This window comes from Streptomyces sp. NPDC048650 (assembly GCF_043199095.1).
In the GTDB taxonomy this organism is placed as follows: Bacteria; Actinomycetota; Actinomycetes; order Streptomycetales; family Streptomycetaceae; genus Streptomyces.
Genome location: NZ_JBICVM010000009.1, coordinates 48,574 through 60,067, shown reverse-complemented (window position 1 = coordinate 60,067; position 11,494 = coordinate 48,574). Strand labels below are relative to the sequence as shown.

General features: G+C 73.8%; 5 protein-coding genes. 2 read left to right on the top strand and 3 right to left on the bottom strand.

Translation table 11 applies throughout. The features are described 5' to 3' along the window. Positions 1–105: 105 nt before the first annotated feature. Positions 106–4,530, bottom strand: a complete 4,425-nt coding sequence (locus ACGFML_RS24790) for a hypothetical protein (RefSeq protein ID WP_393547117.1) — start codon at positions 4,528–4,530, stop codon at positions 106–108. A 304-nt stretch (positions 4,531–4,834) separates the two neighbouring features. Beyond that, entirely contained in the window at positions 4,835–5,560 is a 726-nt protein-coding gene (locus ACGFML_RS24785; RefSeq protein ID WP_393547115.1) for a Mut7-C RNAse domain-containing protein, read from the bottom strand. Between the two features lie 242 nt (positions 5,561–5,802). Here ACGFML_RS24785 and ACGFML_RS24780 point away from each other — a divergent pair, with 242 nt between their 5' ends. Together ACGFML_RS24780 and ACGFML_RS24775 are read left to right on the top strand one after the other, a co-directional pair. After that, on the top strand, positions 5,803–6,864 hold the full coding sequence (locus tag ACGFML_RS24780; RefSeq protein WP_393547113.1) for an isopenicillin N synthase family dioxygenase: 1,062 nt from the start codon (positions 5,803–5,805) through the stop codon (positions 6,862–6,864). A 179-nt stretch (positions 6,865–7,043) separates the two neighbouring features. Then, positions 7,044–8,375 carry a nucleobase:cation symporter-2 family protein gene (locus ACGFML_RS24775; protein WP_393547111.1) on the top strand — a complete coding sequence of 444 codons (1,332 nt, stop codon included), beginning with the start codon at positions 7,044–7,046 and terminating at the stop codon, positions 8,373–8,375. On the opposite strand, the gene ACGFML_RS24770 is transcribed toward ACGFML_RS24775, so the two are convergent. Next, complete coding sequence (locus ACGFML_RS24770; RefSeq protein WP_393547109.1) at positions 8,296–11,019, bottom strand: SpoIIE family protein phosphatase; 2,724 nt, start codon at positions 11,017–11,019, stop codon at positions 8,296–8,298. The two genes, ACGFML_RS24775 and ACGFML_RS24770, sit on opposite strands and share 80 nt — an antisense overlap. Positions 11,020–11,494: the final 475 nt, after the last annotated feature.

Sequence of the window (11,494 nt, the reverse complement as noted above, 5' to 3'; positions counted from 1 at the left end):
CCGGGCGGGCGCCGCGCCCCGGCTCGTCCGCTGACGAGGTGCGCCCACGTGGCGGCGGCCGTCCACCCGGTGCCGGTGCCGGCACCGGCGGCAGGCATCCGGCCCTCACCTCACTCCTGCCATCGGCTCCTTGGCCACGTGCGTCAGGAGAGCCCCCACGGTGGCCGGCGATCCCGGCATCGGCGGCCAGTGGGGGTCCTTGCGGGTCAGGGCGGCGAAGAGGCGCTGCCAGGCCGCCCGGTCGGTGCCCAGGTGCCGCGTGAGGAGGGCGGCGAGCTCCTCGGTGGCCGCTCGGGTGACGGACCGTACCGGCGTGGGCAGTTCCTGGCGGAGCGCGGTCTCGCCCAGGTAGTGCAGGACGCGGTTGGCGCCGTCGGTTCGGTGCAGGAGGTCGTCGGCGGTGAGGAGGCCCCGTTCGAGAAAGGCGTCCAGGAGGGCGGCGAATTCGGGGCGCTCGTCCTGCCCGACGGAATGGGCGAGGGCCGCGCGGGCCAGGCGGGCGCTGCCGTCGGCGAGGGCGCGGGCCGGGATGGGGGACCAGCGCACGACGGCATCCGCCGCGACGTCCTCGGGGGCGTCCGGGAGCCGGCCGAGCGCGTGCCAGGCGTTCAGCGGGAACGGCTGCTCTCGGTGGGCGCGGACCAGGACGTCCCAGTCGCGGACGTAGGGCAGATCGAGGAGCTCCTCGCTCTCGCGGCTGTACCCCGTGGCGGCCCGGAGCTTGGTGACGAGCCGCTGTGGGCTCAACTCCCGGTCGAGGCGGGCGGTCAGGACCGCGTCCCCGTCGGGCGCGGCCAGTGCCTTGGCGGCGACCTTGGCGGCGCCGACGCTCAGCAGCCCCCGGTCGATCAGCGAGCGCAGGTGGTCCGGCCCACCGTGGCGCAGGGCGTTGCGCGCGGCCAGGAGATGGTCCGGAAGCGGGACGTGCTTGCCCCAGGAGGTGAGTGCGTGCTCGACGATCTCGGCATCGGCCGCCTCGACCGCTACGCGGTACTCGTGCAGATAGTTCCGCCCGATGAAGGTGAAGTTCCCGAGCAGCCGCACCCGCAGCTGCGGTGCCAGGGGGAGGAGGCCGTCCGGGCCACCGGCGGCGCTCCCCTGCGGCCGGCGGGAGAGGATGATCCGCCGGATCTCGCTCGAGGAGCCCCCGTACAGCGCGTGGTTGACCGCGGGGTCGTCCAGGGTCAGCAGCCGCAGCCTGCGTATCCGGTCGCACTGCTTGCCCCCCGACCTGGCCAGGACCAGCAGCGCGGCCCGGTCGTCCGCGGCGAACAAGTGGTCCACGAGGGCGTCGGTCACGTGCCCGCGCTCGCACGCCTTCGTGGTGAGTGTGGTCGCCGCGTCCGGGTCCAGCCGGGGCAGCACCGCGGCGAGGGCATCGGTGTCCGCGTGCAGCAGGAGGCCTGCGGCGGCCGGGGTCAGGATCGGGGTCCACGGCGCGTCGGCGGCGGTGGGCGTGGCGGCGGCGTACTCCAGCAGGTCGCCGAACGGGCGCCCGGCCGCCGGGGTGTCCATGGCCGCGAGCGCGCGCAGCCATCGCACGGGATCGGCGCCGAGCCGGTCGGCGACGAGGTGGCGCGCGGCACGCAGCGGCACCGCGGCCTTGCCGCGGGAGAACCAGGACTTGGGCAGCGGGTCCAGCTCCTCGGCGCGCCGCCGGGCGACCATGGCGCTGGGTGCGATCCGTCCGTTCCGGCAGGCCGCCAGCGCGCTGACCGTAGTACCGGGATGGCCGTCGGGCCCCTGGCGCGTCCGTTCCGCCAGGAGCTCGAGGGTCTCGGGCGCGGCGTGCGCCCGGCACGCCGCGGCCAGCCAGTCCGGGTGGACGAGGCCGGGGATGTCGGAGGCATGGGTGCTCGCAAGGGACTTGAGCACGTCGGGGTCGGTGGGCACCGGCGCCTCGGGATCCAGGCTGCGCAGGAGGTCGACGGCACCCACCGCGGCACCGGTGTCGATGGCCTCGTCCAGGCGTCGCCGGTCGACGGGGTGCATCTGCGGCGCGGGCGGAGTCGGTGCGGGCTCCTGCGCCGCCGTGCGGGCGTCGGCAGCGTGCCGGCTCGCGTCGAGGCGGGCGAGTTCCCCCGCGTCGGGCCGGGGGCCGGCGACCTGCGCGGCGACGGTGATCAGCTCGGCGAGCGTGCCGGCGAAGGTCCCGAGCAACTGGAGCGCGACGGCCCAGGCGTCCGGGTGGCCCGCCAGGTGTTCCCGTGCGAGGTCGACGGCGGACCGGCGGGCCGCCGTGTGGACGTCCTCGTCGTCGCCGCCGGCCTGCTGGAGCGTCGTCAGGACCGGCAGCGCGGGGCGGGCGGTGTCGACCAGCCGTTCGGGGGCGAGCAGCCCGTGCCGCGCCGCGCGCGCGAACCAGGGGAAGCCGCGCGGCCCGTACGACGCGTCGCGCAGATACGCGATCGGCTCGGCGTCGGCACGACGGGCGGGCAGCCGCGGCGCGGTGAGGGCGAAGCGCACCGGCTCGTCGGCGTCCTCGTGGCGCAGCAGCTCCTCGACGGGTTCGGGCTGGAAGCCGTGTTCGTGGTGGGCGGCGATCAGGCACTCGAAGTCGTGGACATAGGGCTCGCGCACGATGGTCCGCATCAGCCGGCGGGTGGCGTTGCGTCCGCGCGGCGCAGCGAAGATCCCGGGCAGCGTCTCGGGGTCCTCGTACGGCTCCGCGGTGGCCCGGAGGTGGGCCACGCCGTCGGGGTGGTCGAGCGCGACGAGGGTGTCCGGGACGATCTGCGGCGGTACGTCGTACTCCGGGAGCAGCGTCAGCAGTTCGCGTACCGCGCCCGGGCCGCCGCGCTCCCAGACCCGGATGACCGCGTACCGCTGCGCGTCGCCGCTCAGGAACCGCCAGGCCCGGCGGACGAGGGGAGGGTCGCCGCTGGTGACGAGCGGCGCGCAGAGGTGTTCGTGGGAGTCGGTGCACAGTTCGGCGCGCAGCGCGGGGTCGAGCGGGACCGGTTCGGTGCGGCCGGGGGTACGCGGGGCGCCGGAGGCGATGGCCCGGCGCAGCGACAGGGTGGCCTTCTGGTTGCGGTAGACGGCGGCGTTGACCGTCGGCTCGTCGCCTTCGGTGAGGCGGCGCAGCTCGCGGACGTCGAGCGCGACGTTGTGTCCGACGGCGGCCCGCACGCGGGGGTCGGCCGCCGCGAGGGCGGTGGGCAGGGCGTGCGGTGGCAGCGAGCCCTTGGCGAGCAGGGCGTGCAGCAGCTCGCCGGGTATGTGCGGGAGCAGATCGCGCAGGTCGTCGGGGTCGGCGGCGAACAGCAGGAAGCGGTACGGCTTGGCCAGCGCGGGCATCGTGGCGGTGGGCGCGGGCTCGGGGACCGTACCGTCGGCGATGTCCGCCAGCAGAGCGGCGAGGGTGCCCCGGTAGCGGGACAGGGCGGCCCGCAGGGTGGCCCAGCGGCCCGGGTCGGCGCCGAGGTGACGGCGCAGCCGGGCGCGCAGGGGTCCGGCGGCGCCGGGGCCGAGTGCGGCGAGGGTGAGGGCCGCGGTGCGGGCGGGAGCGACGGCGTCGAGGACGGATGCGCCGGTCTCCTCGTCGGCGTTCCGCACGTCGGCCGCGAGCCGGGCGAGTTCGGGGTGGGCCGGCGTGCGGGCGGCGGCGCGCAGCACGGCGGGGCAGGGGCGGGCGGCGTCGGCCACGGCCGTGGGGTGCGTGCGGTAGAGGTCCACGAGCACCGGTTCGGGGCAGTCGGGGCGGGCGGCGAGGGCGCGCACGACCGGTTCCGGCAGCGGGTTCTCCTGATGCCCCGTCAACACGGTGTCCCAGTCGAGGTGCTGCCGCCAGAGCGGTTCTGCCTCGCCCGCCCGCAGACCGGCTGTCAACCCCTCGGCGCCCTCGGCGGCGGCGACGGCCGCGCGCAGTCGGCCGGCGCCGGCATCCGTGCCGTCGTCGAGTGCGGCGCGCGCGGCATCGGCGACAGCGGTGCGCAGCAGCGGTGCGGGGGCGCCGGCCGCGTCGTCCAGCAGGGTCCGCAGGCGGGCCGGGTGCGCGAAGAGCTGCAGCACACCGCGCAGTTGCTCGGCCGTGGTCAGCGCCGGGCCGCAGGTGCGCAGGGCGTGTTCGGTCACCTCCGGCACCTCGCTGACCACGGCGGCGCCGAGGTAGCGGGGCTGTCCGGGCGGGTCCTGGGTGGTCGCGCGGATCCGGGCCAGCAGGGGGGCCAGGGCGGTGGCGGGGTGCCTGCCGGGGGCGAGTACGCGGCGGCGCATCCAGGGCAGCGCCGCCGCGTGGCCGTAGACGGCTTGGTCGACGACGGGGTCGGGGCGCTCCAGCAGCGCGGCCAGGTCGTCCTCGGTGAGTCCGTTGGCCCGGACCAGTGCCCGCCGTACGCGCACGTCGGGGTCGCGGGCGGCGTGCGCGCGGGCCTCATCGCTCAGGGGCACCCAGGTGAGGAAGCGAGGCTCCTCCTCCCCCAGCCGGTGGCGCATCCGGCCCGCATCGCCGGGCACGGCCCCGCTGAGCAGCAGGGCGAGCAGCTGGGCGCCGGTACGGTCGTAGCGGGTGGTCGAGGCTGGTGTCACCGATGGCTTCCCTTGTGTCCGTTTGTGCGTGCGGGGCCCGAGTGGGCGTGCGCCGGGGGGCAGTTGTGGCCACGGCGTCGGGCAGCGCGTGAGGGTCACCCCATCACATGCGGGGCGGTGCGGCGGGACGAGGGTCCAGGGTCGAGACGACGCAACTGCCGCGTCACCGGGGCCCGGCCGTATCCGGTTGCGGGCAACGGCCCGCCGGCCCGGGGCGTTCGGAGGCGGTCGTCGGGGCGCCGGGGACAAGGACGAACGGGGACCGCACCGGACGCGCGGTCGGCGCGCTCCCCGGGCGGCGGCCTCAGCCCGCGGCCTCCCGCAGGGCCTTCTCGACGATCGCCTCCAGGCGGGAGTGGTGTGCCCCTCGCCAGTAGACGCGGCCGCAGGACGTGCACCGCGCGAAGACGTCGTAGGTGCGCTGGGTGCCGTGCTGCAACTGCTCCTGGACCGAGTCCTTGTCGGCCTCGGCGAGTTGGCCGTTGCAGGCGGTGCAGCGGGTCCAAGGGGCGAGGGTGGGGGCGAAGCGCCGCAGTACGTCCGTGACCTGCTCCTCGGGGCGGTCGCTGTAGACATAGGCGCCCGCCCAGATCTCACGGCGCCGGAGCAGTCCGCGGTCGCGGGTGAGCATGACCCGCCGTTCCTCGGCGGACAGCGAAGCCAGCGCGGCGTCACCCGGGTCCTCGTTGGTGTAGGCCGCGTCCACGCCGAGCAGCCGCAGCCGACGGGCCAGGGTGCCGAGGTGGACGTCGAGCAAGAAGCGCAGGGGCGCCCCGGGGACCCGCTGGGGGCGTTCGACGGCGCGCACCTCGACGTTCTCGCCCGCCTGCGGGACATGGGAGACGGGGACCTCGTGGCCGTCCACGAGGAGCCGGCCGACCTCGGTGAGCGGGACGCCCAGGGACTCGACGACATGGCCGAGGGTCGACGCCCCGTCGGTCACCACCCGGGTGCGGGCCGGGGTACGGCCGCCCGAGATGAAGAGATGCAGCTCAGGCGGGAAGTGCAGAGGGATTTCGGGTCCGTTCACGCCGCCAGCATGCCATTGGGCGCGGTCGGACAGCCATGCGATTAGGGTGCCGGGCGACAACGGGATCAAGCCCCGGTGGCGTCCGGATCCCGCGCGACCGGCTTGATTTGATCATGACAGTCAACATTTCGTTCATCAAAATGTTGAAGCACATTCCTGAGGGAGCATCAGATGCACGTACCGGCTGCGCGCCGGGCAAGCGCACCGGTGCGCAGGATCACCCACCGGAAGGGAGTCGCCCCATGGGCAGGGCCACGGCAGTGGACGGCGTGCTGGAGGTACCCGTCATCGACATCTCCGCCTGGCGGACCGGCACCGAGGCCGACCGCGCGGCCATCGCGGCGGCGGTGGACGAGGCCGCACGCACGGTCGGATTCATGCAGATCCGCGGACACGGCATCCCCGAGTCCACGGAGCGCGCCTTCGCGGACGGACTGGATGCCTTCTTCGCGCTCCCCCTGGCGGAGAAGAAGGCGCTGCGTGCGCCGTCCCCGGACATCAACCGCGGCTACACCCCGCCGCGTACCGAGAAACTCAGCCTGAGCCTGGGCGTACCGGCAGCCGTCGAGGACCTCTTCGAGGCGTTCAACGTCGGTTCGGAGGCCGGCTCCTTCCCCGAGCTGGAGCTGCCCGAGGAGCACTACCCCGCCAACCTCTGGCCCACCGTGCCCGGATTCCGCGCGGCGGTGGAGGACTGGTGCGCCCAGGCCGGCGCGCTCGCCGAGCGGCTGACGGACGTCTTCGCCCACGCGCTGGGGCTGGCGGAGGGCTACTTCGGCCCGTTCACCGACCACTCCCTCGACGTCCTGCGGATGATCCACTACATGCTCCCGGACGAGGAGACGGTGATCGACCGCGACCAGATGGGCATGGGCGCGCACACCGACTACGGAATCGTGACGGTGCTGTGGGCGGACCGCGTCCCCGGGCTGCAGATCCTCGACAGCGACGGCAGCTGGCACGACGTCCTGCCCGAGCCGGGCTGCCTGCTGGTCAACCTCGGTGACCTGCTGGCGCGTTGGACCAATGACCGTTGGCTGTCGACGATGCACCGGGTACTGCCACCGACCGACGAGCGCGGGCGGGTGGTGCGGCGGCGCTCCGCCGCGTACTTCCACGACGGGAACTGGGACGCGGAGATCAGCGCTCTGCCCGGCTGCGTCCCGGCGGACAGCGAGCCGCTCCACCCGCCGACGACGGTGGGCCGGCACCTCGCCGACAAGCTGGCGGGATCGCGGGCCGGCAGGCTCAACGAGAACTCTCCCCGCGAGTCCGCCCGGCTGCTGGCCGCCAGAGAGGACTGACGTCGCACCACCGCACCGCGAACGGCCGGGCCCCGCCACCCGGCCCGCCCGCGCCGCATCGCGCCCGTGCCCGTGCCCGAGAGGCCCTCATGCCGTTGAGAACGCGCCGCCCTCCGCCCCCGTCACCGCACGCCGGATCCCGTCCCCCAACAGGCCGTCGGACACCCGCAGTCGGCCGGTTGCTCGGTCTCGGGTTCCAGCATGCGCTGGTGATGTACGCGGGCGCGGTCGCCGTTCCGCTCCTCTTCGGCGCCGGAGCGGGACTCGATCGGGAGACGGTCGCCGTACTGATCAACGCGGACATGTTCGTGGCGGGAATCGTCACCGTCGTCCAGAGCCTGGGCCTGGGCCGCCTGCTCGGCGTCCGGCTACCGCTGGTCACCGGCGGCTCGTTCGTGTGCGTGACACCCATGATCATGATCGCGCGGCAGTACGGGATGCCCGCGGTGTACGGGTCGATGATGGCCGCGGGACTGTTCGGCATGCTCGTCGCCGTCCCGTTCGCGCGAGCGCTGCGACTCTTCCCGCCGCTGGTCAGCGGGGTGGTGATCACCGTCGTCGGCCTGGCGCTGATCGGCACCGCGCCGGGGATGATCGCCGGCCCGGACCCCTCGGCGAAGAGCTACGCGCCGGTCGGCCACCTGGCCCTGGCGGGCAGCGTGGTCCTCTTCCTCGTCCTGCTCAGGCGGTTCACCCACGGCCTGCTGGCGCAGGTGAGCGTGCTGGTCGCACTGGCCGCGGGAACGCTCGTGGCGATCCCGATGAGGTTGAGCGATTTCTCCGGCGTCGGCGACTCCGGCTGGCTGGGCATGGTGACGCCGCTGCGGTTCGGCGCACCGGAGTTCCCCGCGGCCGGCATCGTCTCGATGTGCGTGGTCGTGCTGGTCGTCTTCGCGGAGTCGACGGCACAGATGATCGCCGTCGCCGAGGTCGTCGAACAGCCGCTGACCGACCGGGCGTTGGGACGTGGGCTCGCCGCCGACGGGCTGTCGGGCATCCTCGGCGGCGCCCTGAACGCCTTCCCCGACACGGTCTTCTCCGGGAACGTCGGACTGACCCTCATGACCGGTATGCACAGCCGCGCCATCACCGCGGCCGCCGGGTGCATGATGATGTTCCTGGGCACGATCCCCCGGCTGGGCGCGCTGATCGCCGCGCTCCCCGGGCCCGTGGTCGGCGGCGCCTCCCTGATGTGCTTCGCCACCGTCGCCGCCGTCGGGATCGGCATCCTGCGCCGGGCGGGCCTGGACCGCGGCGACAACCTCCTGATCGTCGCGACCGCGGTCGGCACCGGCATGCTCCCCGTGGTCGCGCCGCGCCTGTACCACCGCTTCCCCGAGTGGTGGCAGCTGATCTTCGGCAGCCCGTCGACGGCCGCGCTGATCGTGGCGTTCGCCCTGAACCTGCTCTTCCACCACGGCCGGCGCCGGCTCAGGAAGCCGGCGGGCCGAGCGACGGCGCACCCTCCTCCCCCCGCACCTCCGCCACCAGGGGCTGCTCCGTCCAGATGACCTTCCCGTCGCCGGTGTAGCGGGTGCCCCAGCGGTCGGCCAGCTGCGCGATGAGGAAGAGGCCCCGGCCGCCCTCGTCGGTGATGGCGGCCTGCTTGAGGTGCGGGGAAGTGCTGCTGTGGTCGGAGACCTCGCAGATCAGGGAGCGGTCGCGGATGAGGCGTACGCGGATGGGGCCGGAGGCGTAGCGGATGGCGTTGGTGACCAGTTCGCTGAGGATCAGTTCGGCGGTGAAGGCCTCGTCGGCCAGGTCCCATTCGATCAGCTTGCGGACCGCGGCGGAGCGGACCTGGGCGACGGCCGACGGTTCGGCCGGGACCTCCCAGTCGGCCACGTGCGCGGTGTCCAGGACGCGGGTACGGGCGACGAGCAGTGCGATGTCGTCGGCGGGGCGGTCGGGCAGCAGCTCGTGGAGGGCGGCCTCGCAGGTCTCCTCCGGGCTCCGGTCGGGCCGGTCCGCCAGGATCCGTGCCAGCTGGGCCATCCCGGCGTCGATGTCGCGGTCGCGGTCCTCGACGAGGCCGTCGGTGTAGAGCACCAGGCGGCTGTCCTCGGGCAGCTGCACTTCCCAGTTCTCGAACGGCATTCCGCCCAGGCCGAGCGGCGGACCGCCGGGCACGTCGATGAACTCCGTACTGCCGTCCGGACGCAGCAGCAGCGGCTGGCAGTGCCCCGCGCGGGCGATGGTGCAGCGGCCGCACGCCGGGTCGTAGAGGGCGTAGAGGCAGGTGGCGCCGGTGACCCCGGCGGAGCCGTCGGCGGCCTCGTCCTGGTCGATACGGGTGACCAGCTCGTCCAGGTGCCACAGGAGCTCGTCGGGGGGCAGGTCGAGGTTGGCGAAGTTGTGGACGGCGGTGCGCAGCCGGCCCATGGTGGCGGCGGCGTGCAGACCGTGGCCGACGACATCGCCGACGATCAGGGCCACCCGGGCCCCGGGCAGCGGGATGATGTCGAACCAGTCCCCGCCGACCCCGCCGACGCCCCCGAGCCCGGCCTGCGCGGGAAGGTAGCGGTAGGCGGCCTCGACGGCGTTCTGTTCGGGCAGGCCGCGCGGCAGCAGGCTGCGCTGGAGGGTGACCGCCATCGCGTGTTCGCGGGTGTAGCGGCGAGCGTTGTCGACACTGACCGCGGCGCGGGCGACCAGCTCCTCGGCGACGGAGAGGTCCTCCTCGTCGAACGGCTCGGGTTCCTGCGCGCGCCAGAACATGGCGACGCCCAGGATGGCGCCGCGGGCGCGCAGCGGGACGGCGATCATCGAGTGGACGCCGTACTCGATGAGCCGTTCGGCCCGCTCGGGATCCTGCCGCTGCCAGCCGTCCCTCGCACGCAGGTCCGCTTCGAGGACGGGCTCGCCGTTGCCCAGGCCCTGTCCCATGGAGGTGTCCGGGTTGAAGCGGATCACCTTGCCCACCGGATAGAGCGCGGTGCTCTCGGCGTCCTCGCCGCTGACCGCCGTACGCCGCATCTCGGGACCCGCGCCGGACGGGGTCGGCTCCTCGCCCCGCAGCACGGCCCCGGCGAGGTCCACGGTGACGATGTCGGCGAACCGGGCGGCGGCGAATTCCGCCAGTTCCTCGCAGGTGCGGACCACGTCGAGGGTGGTGCCGATCTCGGTACCACCCTCGTAGAGCAGCTTCAGGCGGCCGCGCGCCATATCGGCGCGGCCGGTCAGCGCCTGGAGCTCGGTGGTGTCGCGCAGCGTCGTCACGCTGCCGGGCGGCCCGCCGGCCTGGCCGGTGGAGCGCTGGTTGACGGCGAGCAGCCGGTCCCCGACCGGATGCACCTCGTCGGTGGCGGTGCGGCCGGAGGCCAGCAGCGCCTCCGTCCGCGGATCCAGCCCCAGCTCGCGCACCTGTCGCCCCTCGACGTCGGCGGGGAGGCCGAGCAGCCGGCGCGCCTCGTCGTTGGCGAGCAGCACCCGGCCGCTGCCGCTGACGATGATCACGCCCTCGCGTACGGCGTGCAGCACCGCGTCGTGATGCTCGTACATCCGGGTCATCTCGGCCGGGCCCAGGCCATGGGTCTGCCGGCGCACCCGCCTGCTGACCAGCGCCGTGCCACCGGTGGTCAGGAGCAGGACGCCCGCGGCCACGCCGAACAGCAGCGGGAACTGATCGTCGACGACGCCGCTGACCCGGCTGATGGTGATGCCGGCGGACACCAGGCCGATGACCTTGCCGCTGCGGTCGGTGATCGGGACGACGGCCTGGATGAGGGGCCCTATGGTTCCGGTGATCTTCTCGGTGGAGATGCCGCCGGCCAGCGCGGGCGCCAGGTTCCCGACGAACTTCTTGCCGATGCGGTCGGGCAGGGGGTGGGTGTAGCGGATGCCGCGGGTGTTCATGATGACGATGAAGTCGACGCCGGAGCCCTTGCGGGCCGCCTCGGCTCGGGGCTGGAGCACCGCGGTGGGGTCGGCGCTGCGCAGCGCCTGCTCGATGCCGGGGGCATGGGCGACGGTCTCGGCCACGGCGACCGACCGGTTGCGGGCCTCGCGTTCCGAGTCCGTTCTGGACTGCAGCACGAGTGCCGCTATGGCTGCGGCGACGAGCAGCACCACGATCGCCACCTGCAGAAGAAAGACCTGGCCGGCGACAGTTCGCATCCTCAGAACCGAACGCGGGCGGCCGTAGCGTCCGGCCATGTCCTCTTTCTACACCTCCCGCATACGGTGGGCGAGCCGCGCGATGCGGAGCGCAGCCGCTCGGGGCGGCCCCGCGACGGCCGGGTGCGCGGACATCCCGGAGCTGGTCCGATGATCCCGCGCTCCTGGCCCGGGCACCAGAGGGCCAGTAAACCAGCGGGTATGTTTCCCGGCTATGCGGTTGCGGAGTTCTTTATCCGCAGATGCGCATTGTCGCGAACGAACCACTTCTTCGGGGCGAGGCGGCAACCTGCACCCGAAGTCCCACTCTTACCCTTATTGGGCATTTCGCTCTGCCGCGTACCGGAATGGAATCGCGTACGGCATTCGCTCCCATCACACTCCGCCACGTACCGGGAACTCCCTTGCGACGGCCCTTTACGCGGCATGTAACTCTTGCCACAGGTTTGGACGCCGGAATTCGGGTTTTCGGCCGGTCGGGTGAGTGCGGCTCCTTGCCCAATGTGCCTGGTCA